General features: G+C 66.0%; 19 protein-coding genes and 8 pseudogenes. 9 read left to right on the top strand and 18 right to left on the bottom strand.

From position 1 onward, the window contains the following. Window positions 1-191 precede the first annotated feature (191 nt). The 4 genes from ACP7A5_RS15880 to ACP7A5_RS15865 are packed head-to-tail and all read right to left on the bottom strand — an operon-like array spanning window position 192 to window position 4,159. Entirely contained in the window at window positions 192-1,640 is a 1,449-nt protein-coding gene (locus ACP7A5_RS15880) for a glycosyltransferase (RefSeq protein ID WP_426042818.1), read from the bottom strand. Further along, on the bottom strand, window positions 1,637-2,701 hold the full coding sequence (locus ACP7A5_RS15875) for a HEAT repeat domain-containing protein (protein WP_426042817.1): 1,065 nt from the start codon (window positions 2,699-2,701) through the stop codon (window positions 1,637-1,639). The genes ACP7A5_RS15880 and ACP7A5_RS15875 overlap by 4 nt, the downstream gene beginning before the upstream one ends. Continuing rightward, the gene (locus tag ACP7A5_RS15870; protein ID WP_426042816.1) at window positions 2,701-3,768 is read right to left on the bottom strand and encodes a YaiO family outer membrane beta-barrel protein; all 1,068 of its coding nucleotides are present in this window, start codon (window positions 3,766-3,768) and stop codon (window positions 2,701-2,703) included. Before ACP7A5_RS15870 ends, ACP7A5_RS15875 begins: the two co-directional genes overlap by 1 nt. Beyond that, entirely contained in the window at window positions 3,749-4,159 is a 411-nt protein-coding gene (locus tag ACP7A5_RS15865) for a response regulator transcription factor (RefSeq protein ID WP_426042815.1), read from the bottom strand. Before ACP7A5_RS15865 ends, ACP7A5_RS15870 begins: the two co-directional genes overlap by 20 nt. 448 nt (window positions 4,160-4,607) lie before the next feature. Between ACP7A5_RS15865 and ACP7A5_RS15860 the strand changes: the two are divergent. Together ACP7A5_RS15860 and ACP7A5_RS15855 are read left to right on the top strand one after the other, a co-directional pair. Continuing rightward, a pseudogene (locus ACP7A5_RS15860) lies at window positions 4,608-4,802 on the top strand (helix-turn-helix domain-containing protein); the annotation flags it as partial. Window positions 4,803-4,876: 74 nt separating this feature from the next. Next, window positions 4,877-5,564 (top strand): annotated as a pseudogene (locus ACP7A5_RS15855) (IS6 family transposase). A 55-nt stretch (window positions 5,565-5,619) separates the two neighbouring features. On the opposite strand, the gene ACP7A5_RS15850 reads toward ACP7A5_RS15855, so the two are convergent. Beyond that, window positions 5,620-7,263: an alkaline phosphatase family protein gene (locus tag ACP7A5_RS15850; RefSeq protein ID WP_426042814.1), complete on the bottom strand. Its 1,644-nt coding sequence runs from the start codon at window positions 7,261-7,263 to the stop codon at window positions 5,620-5,622. Between the two features lie 194 nt (window positions 7,264-7,457). On the opposite strand from ACP7A5_RS15850, the gene ACP7A5_RS15845 reads away from it, so the two are divergent. Both ACP7A5_RS15845 and ACP7A5_RS15840 read left to right on the top strand, forming a co-directional pair. Beyond that, window positions 7,458-8,090, top strand: a complete 633-nt coding sequence (locus tag ACP7A5_RS15845; RefSeq protein ID WP_426042813.1) for a DUF4337 domain-containing protein — start codon at window positions 7,458-7,460, stop codon at window positions 8,088-8,090. A 6-nt stretch (window positions 8,091-8,096) separates the two neighbouring features. Next, window positions 8,097-8,489, top strand: coding sequence for a hypothetical protein (locus ACP7A5_RS15840; RefSeq protein ID WP_426042812.1), 393 nt, complete (start codon window positions 8,097-8,099; stop codon window positions 8,487-8,489). A 5-nt stretch (window positions 8,490-8,494) separates the two neighbouring features. On the opposite strand, the gene ACP7A5_RS15835 is transcribed toward ACP7A5_RS15840, so the two are convergent. From ACP7A5_RS15835 to ACP7A5_RS15810, 6 genes and pseudogenes are all read right to left on the bottom strand, one after another. Beyond that, window positions 8,495-8,839 carry a DUF3592 domain-containing protein gene (locus ACP7A5_RS15835; protein WP_426042811.1) on the bottom strand — a complete coding sequence of 115 codons (345 nt, stop codon included), beginning with the start codon at window positions 8,837-8,839 and terminating at the stop codon, window positions 8,495-8,497. Window positions 8,840-8,884: 45 nt separating this feature from the next. After that, window positions 8,885-9,010, bottom strand: a pseudogene (locus ACP7A5_RS15830) (IS3 family transposase); the annotation flags it as partial. Window positions 9,011-9,157: 147 nt separating this feature from the next. Next, window positions 9,158-9,332, bottom strand: a pseudogene (locus ACP7A5_RS15825) (integrase core domain-containing protein); the annotation flags it as partial. 47 nt (window positions 9,333-9,379) lie between these two features. Then, a pseudogene (locus ACP7A5_RS15820) lies at window positions 9,380-9,859 on the bottom strand (transposase); the annotation flags it as partial. 38 nt (window positions 9,860-9,897) lie between these two features. Next, window positions 9,898-10,722: an IS5 family transposase gene (locus ACP7A5_RS15815; protein ID WP_426042810.1), complete on the bottom strand. Its 825-nt coding sequence runs from the start codon at window positions 10,720-10,722 to the stop codon at window positions 9,898-9,900. Window positions 10,723-10,800: 78 nt separating this feature from the next. Further along, window positions 10,801-11,877, bottom strand: a pseudogene (locus ACP7A5_RS15810) (ISL3 family transposase); the annotation flags it as partial. A gap of 71 nt (window positions 11,878-11,948) precedes the next feature. On the opposite strand from ACP7A5_RS15810, the gene ACP7A5_RS15805 reads away from it, so the two are divergent. Further along, window positions 11,949-12,521: a hypothetical protein gene (locus ACP7A5_RS15805; RefSeq protein WP_426042809.1), complete on the top strand. Its 573-nt coding sequence runs from the start codon at window positions 11,949-11,951 to the stop codon at window positions 12,519-12,521. Between the two features lie 483 nt (window positions 12,522-13,004). Continuing rightward, window positions 13,005-15,242, top strand: coding sequence for a glycoside hydrolase family 3 N-terminal domain-containing protein (locus tag ACP7A5_RS15800; protein WP_426042808.1), 2,238 nt, complete (start codon window positions 13,005-13,007; stop codon window positions 15,240-15,242). Here the strand turns inward: ACP7A5_RS15800 and ACP7A5_RS15795 are convergent. After that, window positions 15,239-15,502, bottom strand: a complete 264-nt coding sequence (locus ACP7A5_RS15795; RefSeq protein ID WP_426042807.1) for a hypothetical protein — start codon at window positions 15,500-15,502, stop codon at window positions 15,239-15,241. The two genes, ACP7A5_RS15800 and ACP7A5_RS15795, sit on opposite strands and share 4 nt — an antisense overlap. Before the next feature lie 164 nt (window positions 15,503-15,666). Between ACP7A5_RS15795 and ACP7A5_RS15790 the strand changes: the two genes are divergently transcribed. The 3 genes and pseudogenes from ACP7A5_RS15790 to ACP7A5_RS15780 form a co-directional block, all read left to right on the top strand. Further along, on the top strand, window positions 15,667-16,158 hold the full coding sequence (locus tag ACP7A5_RS15790) for a cell wall hydrolase (protein WP_426042806.1): 492 nt from the start codon (window positions 15,667-15,669) through the stop codon (window positions 16,156-16,158). 84 nt (window positions 16,159-16,242) lie between these two features. After that, window positions 16,243-16,494 carry a hypothetical protein gene (locus ACP7A5_RS15785; protein ID WP_426042805.1) on the top strand — a complete coding sequence of 84 codons (252 nt, stop codon included), beginning with the start codon at window positions 16,243-16,245 and terminating at the stop codon, window positions 16,492-16,494. Between the two features lie 205 nt (window positions 16,495-16,699). Next, window positions 16,700-16,975, top strand: a pseudogene (locus ACP7A5_RS15780) (ester cyclase); the annotation flags it as partial. 4 nt (window positions 16,976-16,979) lie between these two features. Here the strand turns inward: ACP7A5_RS15780 and ACP7A5_RS15775 are convergent. From ACP7A5_RS15775 to ACP7A5_RS15750, 6 genes and pseudogenes are all read right to left on the bottom strand, one after another. Further along, on the bottom strand, window positions 16,980-18,026 hold the full coding sequence (locus tag ACP7A5_RS15775; RefSeq protein WP_426042804.1) for a ribonucleotide-diphosphate reductase subunit beta: 1,047 nt from the start codon (window positions 18,024-18,026) through the stop codon (window positions 16,980-16,982). Between the two features lie 240 nt (window positions 18,027-18,266). Then, complete coding sequence (locus ACP7A5_RS15770; RefSeq protein ID WP_426042803.1) at window positions 18,267-18,908, bottom strand: exosortase H-associated membrane protein; 642 nt, start codon at window positions 18,906-18,908, stop codon at window positions 18,267-18,269. Further along, a complete protein-coding gene (gene xrtH, locus ACP7A5_RS15765; RefSeq protein ID WP_426042802.1) occupies window positions 18,905-19,435 on the bottom strand; it encodes an exosortase H in 531 nt (176 codons plus the stop codon). The genes ACP7A5_RS15770 and xrtH overlap by 4 nt, the downstream gene beginning before the upstream one ends. Before the next feature lie 235 nt (window positions 19,436-19,670). Then, complete coding sequence (locus tag ACP7A5_RS15760) at window positions 19,671-20,762, bottom strand: response regulator (RefSeq protein ID WP_426042801.1); 1,092 nt, start codon at window positions 20,760-20,762, stop codon at window positions 19,671-19,673. A 166-nt stretch (window positions 20,763-20,928) separates the two neighbouring features. Continuing rightward, window positions 20,929-21,666 (bottom strand): annotated as a pseudogene (locus tag ACP7A5_RS15755) (MASE1 domain-containing protein); the annotation flags it as partial. A 229-nt stretch (window positions 21,667-21,895) separates the two neighbouring features. Continuing rightward, window positions 21,896-22,462 carry a TMEM165/GDT1 family protein gene (locus tag ACP7A5_RS15750; RefSeq protein WP_426042800.1) on the bottom strand — a complete coding sequence of 189 codons (567 nt, stop codon included), beginning with the start codon at window positions 22,460-22,462 and terminating at the stop codon, window positions 21,896-21,898. Window positions 22,463-22,620 lie beyond the last annotated feature (158 nt).

Below are 22,620 nucleotides of genomic sequence, written 5' to 3'. Positions count from 1 at the left end.
GATCACCAAGCTCAAGCTCGTCAAACGCCAGATGTACGGCCGCGGAAAGCTCGATCTCCTACAGGCCAGGCTGATCGGCTCGACACCATGATCCCGTCACCAAAACTGCGTCAGAGCCCGTTTTGGACGCCGATCCACACTCAGGGCCTCGATCCTCGCGCGTTCGGCTCCGGTGGAAGTGTCGTCGCTGCTCACGCCGCCCTCCCGCTCGACGGCTTGGCCGAAGGTGAAAAGCCTTTGCGCGTCATGGTTCCCCACGACTGGCTGCGCCGCAGATACTGCCAGATGCCGCGTAGCCGCCACAGGCTGTTCATCTGGCGATACCCGAAATTCTCAAGCACCGCGATAAGGGTCAGGACCACCAGGTCCCGGGCCCGGGGAAAGCGCCGCAGCTCGGATTCCTCGAGCGCCAGCGCGCCCACCGAGATCACGACGCCGAAGGTGAAGCTGACTGCGATGAACGCCAGCATGTATTCGACCGCGAGAACGCCGGACACCCAGAACAGCGGGATCAGCACATAGCCGAGCAGGTCCACGATCGGCCCCACGACATCGACCAGCAGGATGTAGCCGAAGCCGACCACGGCCAGCCGGCCGTACCTCGGCTTGAGCAAGACGTCCCAGTGCCGCTCGAACGTCTCGAGCGCGCCGCGATGCCAGCGGGCCCTCTGCCGACCGAGCACCCGGAAATCTTCGGGGACCTCAGTCCAGCAGACCGGTTCGGGGACGAAGGCGATGCGGTAGGGCAGTCGCTTGTCGCGCATCAGGCGGTGAAGCTTGACCACCAGTTCCATGTCCTCGCCCACGGTGCCGTGGGCATAGCCGCCGGCCTCGACGACCCTCGAGCGGCGGAACAGACCGAATGCGCCGGAGATGATGGTTAGGGTGTTGATCCGGCTCCAGGCCAGGCGCGCCATCAGGAACGCGCGCAGGTATTCGACCGTCTGCAACAGCGCCAGCAGATTGCGCGGCAGCCCCACCTCGAGCACCCGCCCGTCGGCGATCCGGCAACCGTTTGCGACCCGCACGGTGCCGCCGACAGCGACCGTCCGTTCCGGATCCTCGACGAACGGCCGCACCGCGCGCAGCAAGGCGTCAGGCTCCAGCAGGGAATCGGCGTCCATGGAGCAGAAGATCGGCGCGCGTGAGACGTTGATGCCCGCATTGAGCGCGTCCGCCTTGCCGCCGTTCTCCTTGTCCACGACGATCAGCCTCGGCTGATGGGCGGCGCCATAGACCGCGCGGATGGGTTGGTGCGTGATAGCCAGTTCAAAGTGGCGCTGAACCGGACGCAGTTCAAAGGCGTCGATCAGGACCTGAAGGGTCGCGTCCCGGGACCCGTCATTGATCACAATCACCTCGAAGCTCGGGTATTGCAGCGACAGAAGCGACTGGATGCTTTCGGCGATCGTCGCCGCCTCGTTATAGGCGGGGGCCAGCACGGCGATCGGCGGCGACGCATCCGCATAGCGCCGCCACAGCAGGTTGGTCGAAGCGGTCGGCGGCCTCTCTATGAGGGCGGCCGCGGCGAGGGCCAGCTGCATGAGGTAGACCAGGTTCTGCAGCAGGCCCACGCCGATCACAAACAAGGCCAGAATCGCCGCCAGGTCCCCCGGGCTCAGGGTTCCCGTGGTGGTCATGCCGCTTCCGCCGTAAAGCTGCTTTCCGCCAGGACCATGGAAGCCGTTCTGCGGGAGAGGTCGCCGCCAAGCGCGACCATCGCCCGCAGTCGGGCTCGGCCGGCCGGGCCCAGCGCCGCCAAGGCTTCGCCGGCCCGGAACCTGACCCACCATACGGGGTCGTCGAGCTGGGTTTCCAGCCAGGGGAGGGCGGCGTGCAGGCCGATGCGGCCGGCCGCCTCGCACGACGCCGCGCGCACGATCCAGCTCCGGTCCTGCAAACCAGCCAGGATGGTCGCCTCGGCGGCTGGATGACCCAGCGCGGCGAGGGCCCGGATGGCGGCGATGCGCAGCTCAACATCGGGCGCCCGGGCCGCGACGCACAAGGGCCGCAGCATCCGGTAGTTACCGCTTGCGCCGAGCGCCTCGGCGAGGACCACGCGCGCCTCACCTGCAACCCGCGGATCCCCAAAGGCCCTCAGTGCGCTCATCGGATCGTCGGCGACCAGCTGGCCGATCAACGGCAGGTAGAGCAGGGAGTCCGATCCCCGACGCCCGCTGAGGTCGGCCAGCGCCTCGCGCAGGGCCGGCGGGGCTCCGATTTGGGTCAACGACCGCATGAGGCTGACGCGAAGTTCGCTCGCGCGGGCTTTCCCAAGAGCCTGCCGCAGCGCCGAACGGGTGCGTTCGCTCGGAAAGATCGACAGGACCTCGGCCGAGGCGATCCGGCCTGCGACGGAGCCCCGGGACAAGCAGCGGCGGAAGATGTCGTCGATCCCGAAGGCCCCCAGCGCCGAGACCAGCCGGTCCCGCTCGCCGCCGCCCCGGACGAGGGCGATCACTTCCAGCAACGCCTCGGCCATCAGCCTGGGGCGCCGCTTCACGCCGCCAAGTCGGCCCACGGCGACGCATGAACTGTTCATGATGTCGAGAAAGGCCTGCTGGATCATGCGCCAGTCGCGCCGTCGGCGGGCCTCTCCACGTTCCCGCAAGACCCGCGCGACGATCAGGCCGATCATCCAGATCAGCGCGACGGCCGCCAGCGCGCCCGCCGCCGTCCAGATCAGCAGCAGCCCGCTCATCAGAAGCGCCACCGGAGCGCCAGCGACAGCTCGTTGCGGTCGTAGGCCGCCCGATCCTCGGACAGAAGACCGACCCGGAGCATCAGGCACCCGGTCAGGGTCACCTCAGCCCCGAGGTTCCAGGCTTGCACATCGACGGTCGCCCCATCCGAAGACTCCGGCGCGTCAGCATGCCCCGCCCGGAACGCGACCCGGTCGGTCGCCCGCCATCGACCCAAGACCGCATAGCCGCTGCGGTGGATGCCGGTTTCGTCCCGGACGTTGACCCACCGCGCCGACAGCTCGATCCGATCGCCGGGCAGGCTTGCCCGCAGGCCGGGGTGAAGACCCGTCACCGTGCCGGTCGGGTATCGGGCCACCGAGGCGTCCAGGGTGGCGGCGATGCGATCCGTCAGTCTTGCCTCTCCGCCCGCGACGACCGCGATTTCCGGGCGATGGTCGGCGTCCGGAGCGCCGCCAAGGCCGACATAGGCCCCACCGCCGGCGACTCTTCGGTCCAGCCGCCCCGCGAAGTAGACGTCGGTGTTGTCGAATCGATCCGTGACCTCGACCGCCGCGGTCGCGCTCCAGCCGTCGCCCAGTCGTCGCGAGGCGGACACGCTCGCCTCGGTCCAGTCCGGGAGGCCGCCCGACAGGCGGCTCCGCGCGACCGCGATATCGACACGCCATGGCGGCGGGGGCGCCAGCGAGGCCTGAAGCGAGCGAACCTCGGCGCTTTCGGGCGCAAGGCGTGCGGCCTCCGCCGCCCGGCGACGCGCGGCCTCGAGGTCGCCGCGACGTTGATCGACCCGCGTCAGCGCGATCCAGGCGTCCGTATAGTCGGGGGCCTGACGCGTCACCGCCAGCAACTCGACCTCCGCCTCCCCAAGGCGGCCGATGGCCAGCAACGCCAGACCTAGGTTCAGCCGTGCATCGACGTCATCGGACCGTATCGCGAGCACCTGCTCGAGCTTGGGCACGGCGTCGCCGGGACGCCCGGCGAGACGGTCGGCGACAGCGGACTCGTACATTCGCTGGGGATCCGCCTGTACGACGGCGGCGACGGGTTCAGGCGGGGCGTCGATCACGGGCGCCTCCGGCCGAGGGGTCCCTCGACTCCAGCAGGCGTCTGACGCGCTGGCTCAGCTCATTCGGTATGAACGGCTTGACCAGGTAGTCAGCGGCGCCGAGTTGAAGGGCGCCGACGATGTCCTGCTCACGCTTGAGCGCGGTCAACATGATCACGGGCGTGTCCGACAGCCCGCCGGCCTTGAGGCGGCGCAGGACCTCAAACCCGTCCATGACGGGCATAAGGGCGTCGAGAACCACAAGATCCGGTCGTTGTCCGGCGATCGCCGCCAGCGCCTCACTGCCGTTCTCCACCGTCGTCACGTGGTAGCCTTCGGCGGCAAGCCGATGGACGAGCAGGGCGCGCAGGAGGGGGTCGTCGTCGGCGACGAGGATGCGGCGTGGGGTCATGGGGGGTCAACTACTCTTACTAGCCCCCGGATAGGCCTGGCCGGGGAACCACGAACGAACGCTTACGGAGACCGAAGTATCCGTAGCCCGGTCACCGGACAGATGGGAAACGAGCGAACTTGCGAAACGCAGACGCATTCGCCGCAAGGAACCCTCGTCGTCGAGATGGCGCCGAAGTGGCGGCGGCAGGGGGCCCACCCCCTATGAGGGGTCGGGAACGGTCCTTGGTCTTTGGGCGTAAACCCGAGCCCGGGGCAGTTGGCTGGATAAGTGGGTCATGTTCCTCGGGCTCCTCCTGCTGAGAGCCATCCAGCCCGGACCCACGGACTTCCCAGTGTCACGGCTTTCCCGCCGCTGGAGCACTTTGCGACCTGATTGAATCGTGGGGGATTCCCAAGGCGTCCAGGTTCTGATTCAACCTTCATGCTGGGGCCGGAGGCCAGCATGAATGAGCAAGGCGCTTTCGGTGGATTTGCGGGATCGTGTGATCGCCGCGATTGAGGACGGGATGTCGTGCCGTCAGGCGGCGGCGCGGTTCGGGGTCAGCGCGGCCAGTGCGATCCGCTGGCGCTCGCGGGTCCGCAGACAGGGCGACGTGCGGCCGGGGCCTCTGGGCGGGGATCGTCGCTCTGGGCGGATCGAAGGCCGGGGCTGTCAGTCTAACGCTAACTCGTCTCCACTGCAGGCGGCGTAAGCCGCTGATGGGGATGATGTTTCGTGAAGTCGATTTCGTTCAAGCGTCACCGCTTTCCCGCCGATGTGATCCGCCGTCTGGCTGTACTTCCGCTTTGGCCTCAGTTTTCGTGACGTCGAGGAACTCCTGGCGCAGCGCGGGATCCACGTCAGCTATGAGACGATCCGCTGCTGGACGATCAAGTTTGGACCGCTGATTGCCCGGCGGCTGAAGAAGCGGCGGTGGCCCCCGGCGCCGCGATGGCATCTGGACGAGATGGTCTGTTGGATCGGCGGAAAGCGGATGTATCTGTGGCGGGCTGTCGATGACGAAGGCGAGGTCCTCGACGTCGTGGTCCAGCGCAGACGGGATACACAAGCCGCATTGAAGCTGCTCAGGCGGCTCCTTCACAACCAGCCGGTCGAGCCGCAGAAGATCACGACCGACGGCCTGACCTCCTACGGCGCGGCGCTGGATCAGCTGGATCTGAGGCACCTGCACCGGCCGGGTCGGCTTCGGGAGAACAATCGGGCGGAGAACTCCCACCTGCCGATCCGACGACGAGAACGCCAGCAACAGCGGTTCAGATCCCAAGCCTCAACCCAAAGATTCCTCACCACCCACGCGGCGATTTACGACACCTTCAACATCCAGCGCCATCTGATCAACAGACCCACCCTTCGGCTTTTCCGGGCCGATGCCGATGCCGCTTGGGTGGCAGCCGTTGCCTGATCGGGCCCGAGGTAGAGCGCTTCTCAACCTGGCGCGGTTAACCTGACGGTGCCGGTCAGGGTGCGGCTTCGCATGAGGACGCCACTGGCGTGAGATCCAGACAGCGTCCGTCGAGGTCGGCGGGGGCTTGCACCGCCAGGACATTCGCCAGGGTGGGCGCGATATCGACCGTACGGACGGGAAGCGGACGTTCGTGCCCCGCTATCTCGGCCGTCCAGAAAATCAGGGGGACGCGTCGGTCGTAGTCCCACGGTGTACCGTGGCCGGCCAGATACCCGCCGACCGCGCCAGGGAAGGGCGACATGCCGGGCTCGAGGACAAACATTACGTCCGCAGACCGCCCAGCGACTGCGCTCAATCCCATGCGTTCGCGAACAGTCAGGTCTTCGGGGCGAATATCCCGCGCTGCAATGGGAAGTGCGATGAGCTCGTCTATCGAAAAAGCGTCCACGACTCCCGGCTCAGATTTCAGCAGCTCCACAGCAGCGGCAGCTACGTCCGACCGGAGGGGCTCAACGAGCGGGCGGCCGCCTTCTCCCACCAAATAGACATTCGACCCGTCGGCCTTCATCGGGTCGACGGCCAAGACGAAACGATCGCGCAATTCAGTGTTGAGCCTCGTGATCATCATCGGATCGGCCCGCTGCGCTTCGGGGTAGCCGCGGGCAGCCAAGCGTTCGACGAAGTCAGATCCCCCATGGTCGGCAGTGAGAACCACGAGCGCTCCGGGCACCTGCTTTACGGCATCCAGCAGTCGAGCGAGAGCGGCGTCCATCCGATGCATCTGCTGGCACATCTCCGGACCCTGAGAGCCATACCGGTGTCCGATCCGGTCGGTTCCGGATATGCTGATACCAAGAAGATCAGTGCCGGATCCCAAGCCAAGCCGCTGCTCCTGCAAAAGGGCAACTGCCGCCTCCACGGTCAGCTCATCAAGGAGGGGGGACGTGTCAACGGTCAGGCGGGACGGGGGTACGGCTGAATGGAAAACGCCGCCGCCGATGGTCCAGTCCCCGGCGAGCGTGGCGCACCGGGAGTTCGGGGCAGGGACTTCCCACAAGGTCGGTCCGGCTGTCATCCGTGCGCGAAGCCCGGCATTCAATTCCTGAACCGGAGAGAGTCTTTCTTCCGCATTCTCACCAGGACGCAGGTACGTGGTGAACCCGAAGCCGTCTAACCACCAAAATGCGCCATCCGGACTGGCGCCTGCCAGGTTGATCGCGCCTCGGTCTTTGCCCGAAACCGAGAACACCCGATTTTGTGGATTGGCTGCTTTGAGCCAGTCGCCGAGCCCTGTGGCTCTGAGCTGATCGGGGCCGACCGGCCCGTTTTCGCCGTGCCCCCCATCGGCCAAGCTGTTGGCGGGTGCGGCGAGACAATAGACATCTTCGCCGGACGTCCGGTCGATCCAGTCGTTGCCCGCGATCCCTGTGCGATTGGGGTGAACGCCAGTAAGCACCGTCGAGTGCCCGGGGCAGGTCTCGGTCATGCCGTGCGTCTGGTATCCGTTGGCGTAGACAATGCCTTCACTGGCGAGCTCGTGAAGGCCGCCGGTGAATTCAGACCGGTACTGATTGAAGAGATTACTTCCGAACTGGTCGATCACGATGACGACGACAAGCGATGGACGTGAGACGGCTTCGGAATTCTCCGCCGCTGCCGCCCACGCCATACTCGAGCCAAGCACAGGCGCGAGCAAGGCTAGCGCCGCAGTCCATATCCAACGTCGCATTGTTTACCCTCGGCCGCCGGGATTCTAATCGTCTCCGGAGGCACCCTCGTAACGTTGGTAAGCGAGCGCCTAGCCCGACTCAAGTTCCACGTGCATGGTCGGGAATACCGAGTCTGAGAAGCTGGGTGCAACCGCAATCCGAACGACGGCGTGAGAGTAAAATGGATTCAAGCGATGCGGCGGACCTGATTGCCGAGGTGGCTGAAGAGGCATCCCCGGGCGCGAGTGCGGATCGCTTCCGCAACCGAGCCGCCCTTCTGATCGCAACTTTAGCGGCGGTCCTGGCGATCGGAGGCATGGGCGGAGGCAACGCCACCGATGACATGATCTCGAGCAATATCGCAGCCAGCAATACCTGGGGCTTCTTCCAGGCCAAGAATATTCGCCAGACGGTTTATGAATTGGCCGTTGAGGATATCGATATCGCACTCGTGACCGAGCGAGATTCCGCCGTCCGCCGTCAACTTCAGGATCGCCGGGACGAGCATCTGGCTACAATCGCCCGCTATGACAGCGACCCTGATCCCGCCGCACTCGGTGATCCGCTGCGGGGGGAAGGAAAGGCGCAGCTCAGCGCAAGGGCTGCAGATTTTGAGGCCAAGTTCGAACAGGCGTCCCGTCGCGACAATAACTTTGACCTTGCAGAGGTTTGTCTCCAGCTGGGGCTAGTCTTGGGCTCCGTGGCTATTTTGGCGATGAATCGACCTACACTGTATGCCTCGGTCGCCTTAGGCGCCGTGGGCACGCTGCTCACGCTGAACGGCTTTTTGCTGCTCGTTCCGTTGCCGGGGTAAATCAGGATGAGTCATTTTCCGACGTTGCTTCGCGGCGGAGTGATCTCGGTCGGCGCGCTCTTGGGAGTCGGCTGCACTGAGGGCGGGGTCGACAGCATCCGAGACCCTCAACAAAAAGCCGAGTTCAACTGTCGCTACGTTCTAGAACGGGCGTTGGCGACACCCGAAGAACGTTCGGCAGACGACGTCCTGCGTCGACAGATTGCTGTCTTCGCGGCGCCGGCGGTTCAGCGAGAAAACGACCAAGTTCGCTTCACCTGGCCCGCAGGATCCATAACCCGACTCGGGACGGGCTCATCCCATCAGGGCGCGTGCGTGATGGAAATTGGCGACGGGCAGCAACGGCTGGTCAGCGCCAGCCTGGATGGTCGCACATTGCATTCCGGGTTCAGCTTCTAAAGCCGCTAGCGGGGCGGGCAGGTTTGCCCGGTTGCGTAGACCTCGGTCTCTCCCGGTTCAGCGGGATCGTAGCAGATCGTAACCTGGGTCCCTTCTGGGAAGATTCTGCTGACATCATCCGGCTTTGATGACTGATCGGCCAGCACTTGGCCGGCGACGGCGTAGTTGTAATGCACGATGGTCGTGGCGTCGTCGCTCTCCGCGTCCGTTTGGACAATGACCTCTGTCACTTGGCCGCCCGTACTGCTCGTCAGACGCGCGAGGCGATCTTCTTCCGAGGCTACAAGATAGAACACGAGGGCTGCGAGGCCGCCGAGAAACGCGCCTATGATGAGAATACGTTTCAACATTCCGAGTGCCCGATCTGGCCTGCACCCGGTTTCGTGGACGCCCGGTTAAGCTACAACCGTCTGCCTGTCGAAGTCCATCAGGCTGAGATAGCCGAGGGTCGAGTGGCGGCGGGTCGGATTGTAGAAGCGCTCGATGTGATCGAACACCTCGGCCCTGGCATGATCGCGCGTGTGACGTGACCCCCGTTTCTCATCCAGCCATAACGAGGGTCCCTTGGTGATCTGAGCCGTGATTGGCAGGGGTGGCAAGAGGCCGGTCTGCGCAGCCATCAACCAGCGCAGCAGGCCGGCCGATGTGTCCGGTGAGCGCCTCGGCGTAGGCCTCGGGCGTCAGCCATCCCAGCTTCGAGTGCGGCCGGGTTTCGTTGTAGTCGCGCCGCCAGGCTTCGAGCACGACACGGGCGTGCGGCAGGGACCGGAACAGCGTCTCGTTCAACAGCTCGTCGCGCAGACGACCGTTGAAGCTCTCGTTGAAGCCGTTCTGCTGGGGCTTGTGGATCGGCGTCCAAAACGGGCTCTGACGCAGATTTAGTGACGGGATCATGGTGTCGAGCCGATCAGCCTGGCCTGAAGAAGATCGAGTTTTCCGCGGCCGTACATCTGGCGTTTGACGAGTTTGAGCTTGGTGATCTGACCCTCGGTCTGGCCGTTCGACCAGCCGGAAGTGATGGCGGCGCGAACGGCGTTGATGTCCCGATCGACCCCGTTGGCGAAGGACGCCACGAGGCTATCCCGGCCGCGCTCGATCCAGTTGGATAGGTCGTCCTTGGTCTTCAGGCGGATCATCAGGTGGAAGGCGGCGATGATCTCGCGAGCTTCGATCAACGCCGGCACGCCGGCCTCGACAGCAGCGACGGTGACGGTCTCGGCCTTTGTGAGCGTGTCGCGCGAGGTCGTCATCAGTCGGCTTATGGTCCGGGCCGACGGAATGCGGCTCAAAGTATCAGCGTTGATCTGATCGGCGCGCCGACGCCGGGTCGCCCACTCAGTGACGACCCGAAGCGAGCCACGAAAGCCCTGCGATCTGAGAGTCTGACTCATAATGTTTCTGATGGATATCAGGCTCTTGCCAGTCTGCGGGTGAGCAGGCGGATATGGGCGACGAAGACCCAGGCGGTGGCGGAGGCGATGGTGGCCTCGAAGTCCTTGGCCAGCCGGCGGCAGCGACCGAGCCAGGCGAAGGTGCGCTCGACCACCCAGCGGCGGGGCAGCAGCACGAACGCCTTGGCCTTGTCGGATCGCTTGACGATCTGGAGGGTCCACTCCCCGATCCGGGCCAAGGCGTCGCGCAGCTTGTCGCCCGCGTAGCCGCCGTCGGCGAAGACGTGACGCAACCACGGGCACAGGCCCCGTATCGAAGCCAGGACAGCGACCGCTCCGTCGCGGTCCTGGATGTCTGCGGGGTGGACCACCAGACCCACCAGATGGCCTTCAGTGTCAGTGACGATGTGGCGTTTGCGGCCTTTGATCTTCTTGCCCGCGTCATAGCCACGGGGGCCACCAGCCTCGACGGTCTTGACCGACTGGCTATCGATCACCCCCGCACTTGGGCTCGCCTCGCGCCCGGCCCGCTCGCGCGCGGCCATGACCAGCACGTGGTTGATCTGGGCGAAGGTCCCGTTCCTGGACCAGCGGTAGAAATAGCCTTGAACGGTCGAGCAAGGCGCGAACTCGCGGGGAAGCTGTCGCCACTGGCAGCCGGTCGAGGCCATGTAGAGGATCGCCTCCACCACCCGGCGCAGCCTGACTTCACGCGGCCGACCGCGTGACGCCGGAGCCGGCATCAACGGCTCAATCAGCGCCCACTCCGCGTCGGTCAGATCGCTTGCATAACGCAGGCCAGCGCGCCGATACTGGTGGCGGGTGGTTTCGGTCCAGGCCATCGTGGTCTCCATCGAAGCTTCGCAACTCCGACAGAATCACAACGAACTGAAATCACCCAACTTCTTTTTCGTTCAGGCTCTGAGGCGTCGCCAGAGCTCGGCCCCGTTGCGCCGCCCTTCCGACCATTCGGCGTCGAGCCATGGCAGATACCCCTCCAGCGAGCTTTCCCGCACCCGGAAGACGTCGTTGCGTTGGCCACGAACGATCTGGCGCACCAGACTACGACTGTGGCCGGTCCGTCGAACGATCTCCTTGATCGCCATGCCTTCTTTGGCCAGGGCGAAGACTACGGCGTTGGCTTCTTCGCGCCTGAGGTAGCCCTCGTACTGGAGGCGCTCCGCAGCGCTCAACAGGGCTGGATTGATGGTCATGGCGCCAACGGCGCTTCGGATCTGGCGCATCGACTTGCGAACCGCGTCAAGAAAGGCGTGGCTGGCGTTTTCCATCAAATGCCAGCGGTCGGCGACCTGGACGGCATTGGGGAGCGCCCTGGCTGTAGCCAGGCCATAGGCACCGCCCCGATCGCGCGCGACGATTGCGATCTGGGGCTGCTCGCTCAGCCACGCCTGGGCCGTGGCCGCTTCGCGGTCGGGGAGCAGGCAGATGGGACGCCTTCGCTCCAGATCGCAGATAATCGTTCCATAGCGATGGTTGCGCCGCCAGGCCCAGTCATCAATCACGATCACTGTAGGCGGAGGGGCCTGAGGACAGCCGCGCCGGTGGACCACGCGAAGCAGGGTGTCGTTGCTGACGGGCAGCATAAGACGTTTGGCGAAACTGGCCCCAGGGCGACCGCCAAGCGCCAGGCCGAGGTGATGGACCAGGCCCTCCAGCCGCGCTGTTCGTCGCGCCCATGGCGTCAGCACGGAGGCATCGAACCGCCCGGCGAAAATGCGCCTGACACAGGTCAACAACTCACAACGGAATCGTCTCACGCTTGCCTGCAGCATCCCAGACCTGCCCGCGATGGGCAGATCAAACAGATGGCGACTGTAGCGGCTGTGAACCCGCCGGCTCGCGGTCCCGCAATCTGGGCATCGACTGTTTGGACCCACGCTCCGGATGTCGATGATGGTGCGATCACCGCCGGACCAAGCGCCGGTTAGGACGAAGCCTGCTGGGATGAGGCTGGAAGGAAAAAGGGCTTTTGCCATGACGCTGATCCGGATGTGAGCATCACGCCAGTTAACCGGCCAACTTCATCAAAACTGAGTCAGAGCCTGTTTTGGACGCCGATCTACAGACTGCGGTCGACGGCTTGATCGCCGAAGGAACATCTGGGTCGACAACGCAGGCTATCGCTGCCCTCAGCGCAGCCTTTCCTGCTTCGGCTCTCAACAGCGACCCCGAGCTCAAAGCCGCTATGGACCGCGCCAAGGCTGCTTACGAAACGGCCAGCGTCGCAGACAGAGCCGGGGCATACGCCAACCGCCTGAACACTTTTTGGACGGTCCAGCTTCGCGACACGCCCACGACGCCACCTACGACCCCGGCAGAAATCTGGAGCCGTGAAAACGTATTTGCGGACATCGCCCGAGAGCTGGAAGAGGGTGCTGCATTCCGGGGCAACCCCGGTGCAGCCAGCTCAATGGCAACGCTCCGACAAGCCCTAGTCGCCAAACAGACCCGCATCTTCCCTGTGCTCCGTCGGGGCTATGGGGATGTTATGGGTCGGGCAGTGTGGGAACAGGATGTCGAAATCATCGTGCAGGGTACCGGAGGCCATACGATCCGGTTCATTGCTGGGATGTTTGCCGCAAACCGGAACGTCGCGTCAGCCCAGGCCAACGCCCTGTAGAACATCCAAAAGCTCAGGTTCGGCCGGTCACAATACGAATGGTGTCGCGGAAGCGAGTACCAATATTACACCCTGGAAACACTTTTGGATGGCGCGGTGGGCTATTGGGGAAACGCTCGGTTTGTCGAGGTGGAATGATTGACCAAGGCGCGTGGTGGCGCTCCACAAAGGTGTGACACATACCCGCTCCACAAAGGCAGCCAGTCCTATACGATACAAGGGCTTACGGAGGCTTTCAGTGCGACACATCCTTTCCTGTCGGGTGCGCCATTTTCCTTCCGACAACCGTATGGTCGCTCCGATGGGAACCTCTCTACCGCGCCGCCGTATCGGGTTAAGCGCACCTGCAACCGGGTGTGATCTGACTCCTCGCCCTCGTGCGACTATCTCACGGGCGGACTCAGAGGGATTCCCATGTTGAACCGCCAGGCCTATCCCTCTTCACGTAGATTGTTTCTGGCTATGGCGGCGGCGGGATTGGGAATGTTCGCGAGTAATGTCGTCGCCGCGCCGCGGATCTCGTCGCGCAAGTCGGAGGCCGACCGGGACCGGGTCGATGCCCTGATCGCGCGCATGACGATCGAGGAGAAGGCGGGTCAGCTGAACGTACTGGCCGACCCGTTCCGGTTCCGGCCACAGAACGTCAATCCGCTGGATGGCCAGGGCGATCCCGCGCGTATGACGCAGATGATCCGCGACGGTCAGGTCGGCTGCCTGTTCAACGGCGTCGGGGCCGAGGCCGGGCGTCGGATCCAGACGATCGCGGTGGAGGAGACCCGGCTGGGCATCCCCCTGCTGTTCGCCGCCGACATCATCCACGGGCTGAAGACGGTGTTCCCGGTGCCGCTGGCCGAAGCGGCCGCCTTCGATCCCGACCTGGCCATGCGCACTGCGCGGGCCGCTGCGGTAGAGGGCGCGGCGTCAGGCATCCACCAGACCTGTGCCCCCATGGTCGATGTGGCGCGCGATCAGCGCTGGGGTCGTGTGGTCGAGGGCGCGGGCGAGGACGTCTGGCTGAACGAGGTTCTGGCCGTTGCCCGCGTCAAGGGATTCCAGGGCGACAAGGGCCTGGCCGATCGCGACGCCCTTCTGGCCACGCCCAAGCATTTCGCCGCCTATTCCGCTGTGCTGGGCGGGATGGACTACAACACCACCGACATGTCGGACGCGACGTTGCGGGGCACCTTCCTGCCGCCGTTCAAGGCCGCGTTCGACGCGGGCGCCCTGTCGGTCATGACGGCTTTCAACGACATCAACGGCGTACCGGCCAGCGGAAATCCCTATCTGCTGACGCAGATCCTGCGCGAGGAGTGGGGCTTCGCCGGATACGTGGTCACCGACTATACGGCCGATCAGGAGCTGATCGCCCACGGCTTCGCCGCCGATGGCCGGGACGCCGCCCGCATCGCCCTGATGGCCGGGGTTGACGCCTCGATCGTCTCGGGCCTGTTTCTGGAGCATATCCCCGGCCTGGTCGCCTCCGGCGACGTGCCGATGGCACGGGTCGATCAGGCTGTGCGTCGGGTGCTGATGACCAAGGCGGCGCTCGGCCTGTTCGACGATCCCTATCGCGGCTGCGATCCGGAGCGGGAGCGGCGGGTCGTCGGCTCGCGCGAGCATCGCGATCTGGCGCGCGAGGCCGGGGTGAAGTCCATCGTCCTGCTGAAGAACGAGGGCGGCCTGCTGCCGCTGAAACCCTCCGGCCAGAAGATCGCCCTGATCGGCCCATTCGGCGCCGACGTCGACAATGTCTTCGGCCCCTGGACCATCTGGGGCGACGAGACACGCCGCATCTCGCTGGAGGCCGGCTTCCGCGCCGCCATGGACGACGAAGCCGACCTCGCCGTGGTCATGGGCTCCGACGTCGAGACGGCCCTGCCGGGCGGCATCGCGGCGGCGGTGCTGGCGGCGAGCCAGGCGGACGTGGTCGTTCTGGCCATCGGGGAGAGCGCGCGCATGTCGGGCGAGGCCCAGTCGCGCACCGAGATCGACATCCCGGCGCCCCAGCGCGCCCTGGCCGAGGCCGTCGCCGCGACCGGCAAGCCCGTCGTCGTCCTGCTGAGAAATGGCCGCGCAATGGAACTGTCCGGCCCCATCAAGGACGCCGGCGCCATCGTCGTCACCTGGTTCCTGGGCGGGGAGATGGGTCACGCCGTCGCCGACATCGTCTTCGGCCTGGTCTCGCCGTCGGGCCGCCTGCCGGTCAGCTTCCCGCACCGCTCGGGGCAGCAACCCTACAGCTACGATCACAAGATCACCGGCCGCCCCGCCAACAACGCCCTGTCGTCGCAGGAGTATGTGGCCCGCTATCGCGAGACGACCAATACCGCCCTCTATCCGTTCGGCCACGGCCTGACCTATGGCGCGGTGACCTACGGAGCGGTCACGCCGGCAGCGGCGACGCTGGCGTGGGATGGCGAAGTCGAGGTTTCGGTGGACATCACCAACGCCGGTGACCACGCGGTCGAGGAGACGGTCCAGCTCTACATCCGCGACCGCGTCGCCGACCTGACCCAGCCCGGCCGCCGCCTGCGCGACTTCAGAAAGGTCGAGTTGGCGGCCGGACAGACCAGGACCGTGACTTTCGCCCTGCGCCGCGAACGTCTGGAATACGTCGGCGCCGACGGTCGCCCGAAGGTCCAGCCCGGCGCCTTCGACATCTGGCTGACGTCGTCGGCCCAGGCGGGCGACCCGGCGACACTCAACCTTATGCCGTCCTAGTCGAGCCCGTCCTCGGTCACCACGAAGGCGCGGCCCTCGGCGCAGGCGGCCGCGGCGAGCTGGTTCTGGACCAGATGCCAGCGGCGCAGGCGCTCGAAATCGATCGTGTGTTCCGGCGCCGCGTCGAGCCAGTCGGAGAAGACCCGGCGGGCCTGACGGTATTGCGGAGCCGTCGGATCCGGCACGGGCGGAACCGTGGGAAGGCGACTGGCGACGTCCGGCGGGATGGGAAAGTCGCCGGAACTCGTGGAGAGGATCATCGGGCGCGGCTCGTGGGGGAGGAGAAGAATTCCCCATTTAACCTCGCCATGGGGCCGGGCGCCACCTTTCGGCGCAAACGACGTTCCGGCAACTGCGCCGCCCTGATATGGCCAAGCTCCTCAGGCTGGAGTCGAGGGTGGGATTGCGAGAGGGAAACGAGATGATGATCAGGACCAGAACCCGGCCGGCGTGGGCCACGGCCCTGGCCTTCGCGCTGGCGGCAGGCGCGGCCCAGGCGCAGAAGCCGTCCGCCCAGACGCGGCCGGCGGATCAGGCCGACCAGCTTCTGAGCCATGCCGTGCCGACCCAGGTTCTGCCGTCCGTCAACGACGGGGAAGCCTACCACCGGGCCGACGATTCCGAGCAGAGCCCCGAAGAGCTGCGCGTGACCCGGGCGCTCAACGACGAGATCGCCTCCCGCAACCAGCTGGCCGAGAACCAGGAGCGGGCCGACCAGGCTGAGTTCGCCGCCCGGCGCGCCGAGTACGAAGAGACGGTTACGGCGGCGACCCGGGCCCAGCTGGCCTATGAGGAAGACGTTCGCCGGTCCGAGGCCGCGCAGCGTCAGTGGGAAGCGGACCGCGCCCGCTGGGAGGCCGATGTCCGCGCCTGTCAGGCCGGCGACCGGATGCGGTGCGCCCCTCCGCGCTCCTGATCGATCGGCACCACAGCGCCCTTCCGGAACGCCCATTGCCGTGATGCGGGCGCGGTGAGAGGGTAGGCTGAACGGGGACGAGCGATGACGGATCACGGGGTCGCCGACACGGTGGACGATCAACGTCCGAAGGGCGAGGCTGCGCGGCCCCATCGTCACGCCGACCGGCCTTTGACCGGCGGCCGGATCGATACCTGGCGGCTGGAGCGGCCGCTCGGTTACAAGACGCCCAAATATATCAAGCGGATAGAGCTGGCCGAGAGCTTGGCCCACATCACCGACGGCAAGGGCGGCTACTGGGAACACCGCGGCTATCAGTGGTACGCCGGGATCTGACCCGTCGCCATGAACGAAAAGGGAGATGGGCCGTTGGACTGGCTCGCATCTATCGGAGACGCAGGCCCATCGCAGACACCCCCAACATCGCTGCGACCAAACGCTTTGGCGAGATCATCAACACCGGCGACCTCGACGCCTTTTCCGAGGTCGTCGCCGATGGTTGCGTCGATAACGATCGGGCGCGGGATCAGGGGCCGGGCCTGAGGGCTTCAAAACCTTCTTCACCGGCATGCGCGCCGCCTTCCCCGACCTGAAGGTGGAACCCAAGACCTTGGTGGCCGATGGCGATCAGGTGGCATTCGCCTACGAGATCGCCGGCACCCACAAGGGCGACTTCAACGGTGTCGCGGCCACGGGCAAGCCCATCAAGGTGCGCGGCATGCAGATCGGCCGGTTCGAGGATGGCAAGATGGTCGAGCGGTGGGGCAGCTCCGATGAGCTCGGCATTCTCAAACAGATCGGCGCCGCCCCGGTGTGATCGGTCAGCCCGCGACCATGCTCATGTCGCGGCGGGCCATCATCTTGTCGAACTCGCCCCAGACGCCTTCGGCGCCATGCCAGGCGCCGGTGGTGGCGGCCTTGGAGTATTCCGTGGCGCGGGCCTCGAAGAAGTTGGCGTGTTCTACGCCCGACAGCAGGGACTGCAGCCAAGGCAGGGGATTTTCCTTCACGCCGTAGAGCTCGGGCAGCTTGAGCTGGCGCAGGCGCCAGTCGGCGATGAAGCGGATATATTGTTTGATGTCATCGGGGGTCATGCCGTTCACGTCGCCGGCCTCGAAGGCCAGGTCGATGAACTTGTCTTCCAGGCCGACCACGGTGCGGCAGCATTCGACGATGTCGTCGGCGACCGACGGGGTGACGCAGCCCGTCTCGGCGTTGAAGGCGTGGTAGAGCTTGATGATGCCGTCGCAGTGCAGGCTCTCGTCGCGGACCGACCAGGACACGATCTGGCCCATCCCCTTCATCTTGTTCTGGCGCGGGAAGTTCATCAGCATCGCGAACGAGGCGAACAGCTGGAGCCCCTCGGTGAAGCCGCCAAACATGGCCAGGGTCCGGGCGATGTCGGCGTCGGTCTCGACCCCGAACTGGCCCATGTAGTTATGCTTGTCCCGCATGGCCTCGTATTCCATGAAGGCACCGAACTCGCTCTCGGGCATGCCGATGGTCTCGAGCAGCAGGGCGTAGGCCGCGATGTGGATCGTCTCCATGTTGGCGAAGGACGACAGCATCATCTTGACCTCGGTCGGTTTGAACACCCGACCGTATTTTTCCATATAGTTGTCGGCGACCTCGATGTCCGACTGGGTGAAAAAGCGGAAAATCTGCGTCAGCAGGTTGCGCTCCTTGTCGTTCAGGTTCGCCGCCCAGTCCTTGCAGTCCTCGCCCAGCGGCACCTCTTCGGGCATCCAGTGGACCTGCTGCTGCTTCTTCCACATGTCGAAGGCCCACGGGTAACGGAACGGCTTGTAGGCGGCAGACGGGGTCAGCAGGCCTGCCCGGGCGGGTGTGATGATTGTGTGGGCGTTCATGGGGGAGCTCGGGAACTGGCGCGGAAAGGACTGGAGCCAATGAACTCCAGAATCGCACCAATTGCTACCTGTTGAGGGTTAACGATCCCCAGCATCAACATCTTGTGTGAAGCGGGGGATGGTTTGGTGCGGCGACACACCCGGGGGTGACGCCACGCGCCATTCAGTCGGGCCACTCCCTGGCCCTCGGTCTTCCCGGAACCGATTGACGGCCTCTCGTTCAGGAGCGCTCGGCAGAGCCTAGTCCTTGATCTCGGCGACGAGGGTCTTCATTCCCACCGGATTCAGCGCGGCCCACAGGATCAGGGCCGTCAGCAACGGGGCGATCGACTGGGCCACATAGCGGCCGATGATGACGACTTGGGCGGCGAAAGGATGCAGCGGCGGCTGGTCAGGCAGGGCGGCGATGGACATGCCTGCGCCAGCGAGCTCGGGGCTGAGCATGGGTGCCAGTGCCCCCCAGACGGTCACGACGACACAGACGGCGAAGACCAGGCAGAGCACGGGAATCGAGATGGCCGCCGCGCGCCAGGGCCGTACGGGGCGCGGCGGGGCGCTCAGGAAGGCCAGGGTCAGGGGGAAGCCGAGCAGCAGGCGACGCAGCCCCTCCTTGGACATCCCGTAGTTTATGGGCTCGCCGCCCTGGGTCAGGTAGGTGCCGATGGACCAGTCGCCGCCCTCGAGGACGTCGATGCGGCCGGTCAGCCCGAACAGGCGCAGTACAAGGCCGACGACGGGACGCAGGAGCCCCGCCACGACGTCGGCGCCCCACATCCACCAGAGCGGCAGCAGGACGACGAGGGCGAGGCCGGCCCAGACGCCGAACCGGCGGCGCGCGGCCTCTTCGGGCGTGCGGGCGGCGAAACGGGACAGCAGGCTCACGCTGCGGCCTCCCCGGCGCTCCGGTCGGCCGCCTCGCGACGCGACTGCCAGCGGGTCCAGAAGAAGAAGATCAGCAGGCCCTCGAGCCCGATCATCGCGTCCCAGACGTAGTTGTGGAAGAACTCGAACACCTCCTGGGACCCGCGTGACAGGTAGAGAAGGCTGATGATGCGCAGGAGATTGATCGCCTGCAGCGCGACGATGCCGGCGGCCGCGCCGATCAGGCCGTATCGAATCTTGCCCGGGAAGGCGAGGATGGCGGCGGCGAGCAGGGCGCAGACCTCGACCGCGTTGCAGCCGGCCAGAACCTGGACCGCGCCGCGTCCGTCGGTGAACTGCAGGACGGCGGCCACCGCCTCTACCCGGTCATCGAACAGGCCGATCAGGAAGGCGCAGGTGTGAACCAGGCTGCGAGTGAACGGGCCGACGAACAGCCGCTCCGCCCATGGAGTCGCCAGGACGCTGAACAGCGCGACGGTCAGGATCAGGAACAGGCCGAGGTAGCGCAGCGCGGGTGATTTCAGCATGCCGTCCCGTCCATGGATGCGGTCGCGACAGGCGCGCCGGATCGCTCTTTCACGACAGGCTTCGGCAAGCAAGGGACGTATCGGACGCGCGACCGCGAACCTCCGCCCGGCGAACGGGGGTTTTCACCAGTGCCGGCCCAGCGTCGGAGGTCTCGGCTTGCTGAGCGCCCTGGGAGGCCAGCTGGCCCGCCCTCCCCTCCGGACGGCGGGGCTTCATGTTCAGGGCGTTCGAGGGCTAGGCGGCCTTTTCATCAGCCGCCTCATCATTGCCGGCCATGACGGCGTCGATGGCGGCGAAAAGGCTGGCGTGGGTCAGCGGCTTGGCGACGTGGCCATCCATGCCGGCGGCCCGGCAGCGGGCCGCGTCTTCGGGCATGGCGTCGGCGGTGACGGCCAGGATCGGCATGCGGGAGAACTCGCCGTCCAGGGCGCGGATCGCTTTGGTCGCAGCCAGGCCGTCCATGCGCGGCATACGCACATCCATCAGGATCAGGTCGAAGTGCGCGGCCGAGGCCATCTCCACCGCCTCGAACCCGTCGACGGCCTCGAAGATGTCGCAGCCGAGCGGCGCGAGCATCAGGCGGGCCACCTCGCGATTGGTCGCATGGTCGTCGACGATCAGCACCCGGGCCGCGCCACGGGTCTCGGTGATGGCGGGGCGGGCGCAACCGGTCGTCGTATCCTTGTCCGCCAGGGCCAGGGGCAGGCGGACGACGAAGGTCGAGCCGGCGACGGAAGTGCTCTCCAGGGCGATCTGGCCGCCCATGGCGCGGGTCAGGCGACGCGCGACGGTGAGACCCAGGCCGCAGCCGACATGGGTGCGGCTGATGGAATCGTCGGCCTGGACGAAGGCGTCGAACAGGGTGGGGATCAGGTCGGGATCGATGCCGGGGCCGGTGTCGGAGACCCGGAACACGGTCAGGGGGCCTTCACGCGCCACGCTGATGTCGACCTCGCCCTGGGTGGTGAACTTGATCGCGTTGGAGACCAGCCGGTGAAGGATCTGGCGCAGGCGGCGGTGGTCGACGAGGAGGAAGGCTTCGGCGCCCGGAAGGACGCGGACATGCAGCGGGAGGCCTTTGGAGGCAGCGACGTCGCGGCTGGCGGCCGCGGCCTGGGCCAGCAGTTCGACCGGGTCGATCGTCTCCGGACAGGCGTCTGCCTCGCCGTGCGACACCTCCAGCAGGTCCTCGACCAGCGTCAGCAGCGCCGCGCCGGACCGCTGGATTTCCTCCACCTGATGACGGGCGTCGCGGGGCAGACCTGATCGACGCGACAGGATCTCGGCATAGCCCGCGACGCCATGCAGGGGGGGTGCGCATCTCATGGCTCATCAATGCCAGGAAGCGGGACTTGGCGGCGTCCGCAGCCTCGGCCTGGCCGCGGGCGATCTGGGCGGCGCGGGTACGGGTCTCCAGTCGTTCCATCATCCGTCGGCGCTCGGACACGATCGTCGAGACCGGCAGGGCGATCGCGACCAGGGTCAGCAGGAAGCCGTAGAAGACGTTCAACTGGCGCACCAGGTCCGGGATATGGGCCAGCTCAGGATCGACGGCGAGCCGCTGGAGCGTGACAGGGCCGTGGCCGGTCAGGGTGGCGACGCCGCCGATCAGGGCCACCAGAAGGACAGCCAGAGCCGACCCGGTTGTCGAGACGCGGAAGACCAGCAAGACCAGGGGCGGGAAGATCAGATAGCTGATCGGCGCGCTGGACTGGCAGAAGACAGCAAGGGTGACAGCGGTCAGCAGGCTGAACAGGGCGACCGTCTCGCGGGGACCGTCGTTGGAGCCCGTCCCGGCGAACCGGTGGCGGCGGGCGAGCAGCAGCAGGGCCGGGGTGACGGTCAGAAGACCCAAGGCCTCCATGGCGAAATAGCGCTCGAAGGTGAAGACGTAGAGTCCCGGCGAATAGTCGTGCACGACGGCGGCCAGGCTAACCATGAAGGCCGTACAGATCAGGACGGCCGGGGTCACGGCCGCCACGGCGAAGCGCAGCAGGCGGCGGGGGCAACGCAGGTCCAGGGCCGCGCCGCAGACCCGCCGGGCCAGGACGCCGGCGATCAGGACCTGGGTGAGGTTCAGCACCGCGTTGAGCCACAGGAAGGGCATGGGGTCGCCCCGCACTACATTGGTGACGAGATTGATCGCCAAACACGCGGCCAGGACAGCGATGGCCTTGCGACGATGCAACTGGAGGAAGGCGGCCAGCAGGATGCCGTTGGCCGGCCACATCACGACCGCGCCGAACTGCTGCACGCTCCACAGACCGATGAGGAGGCTGGCGCAGAACAGCGCCACATAGGCCCAGGCAGGGGGGCCGGTCTCACGTCCTGTTTCGTGGCGGAAAATCCGCCAGTGGCCTTGCATCAGCGTCATTCCTTGCCGCGCGACAGATTCGTCATCCCACAGAAAGGGTTAATTCAGGGTAGTATCGGTATCCGTAGTTGCCCTTACCGGGCGATCAGACCGCGACCAGCATCCACAGACCTGTCGCGGCGAAAGCAGCGGCTGCGGCCATGCGAATGTATTTGAGCGGCAGACGTTTGGCGGTCGCCTCGCCCAGCAGAACCGCCGGGGCGTTGACCAGCATCATGCCCAGGGTCGAGCCGGCCACGACCAGCGGCAGGTTCTCGAACCGGATGGCCAGGCCGGCCGTGGCGATCTGGGTCTTGTCGCCCATCTCGACCAGGAAAAAGGCGGCGGTGGTGGTCCAGAAGACGCCGGCGAATGTCTTTTCCGGCCCCTGATCGTCCTGCACGTCGAGGGTGTCGGGGATCAGGGCCCAGACCGCGAAGCCCAGGAAGGCGACGCCGACGATCCGCTTCGTCCAGGGGCCGTCGAGATATTGCGCCGCCAGGGTCCCGGCGAGGGCGGCGAAGGCGTGGTTCGCCAACGTCGCGGCCAGGATGCCGAGGATGATCGGCGCGGGCCGCCGCCAGGCCGCCGCCAGCGCGATGGCGAGGAGCATCGTCTTGTCGCCGATCTCCGCCAGGGAGACGAGGCCGACAGAGATCAGAAAAGGTTCCAAGGGCTCACCGAAAAGGGCGACGCGTGTAGCGGTGGCCACACCACGGGGCAAGCACGACAGTGACGGTAGACAGGTCGAAATGGTTAATATAACGCTGATTGAGCGGCTCGCCCGCCCGTTTCAGGGTTCGCCTGACAGGGGAAAAGCGAGGTCTCGCA

Origin of the sequence: Brevundimonas sp. TWP2-3-4b1, from assembly GCF_049897665.1 — a bacterium.
Taxonomy (GTDB): domain Bacteria; phylum Pseudomonadota; class Alphaproteobacteria; order Caulobacterales; family Caulobacteraceae; genus Brevundimonas; species Brevundimonas subvibrioides_B.
This window is presented reverse-complemented; position numbering and strand designations above follow the sequence as displayed.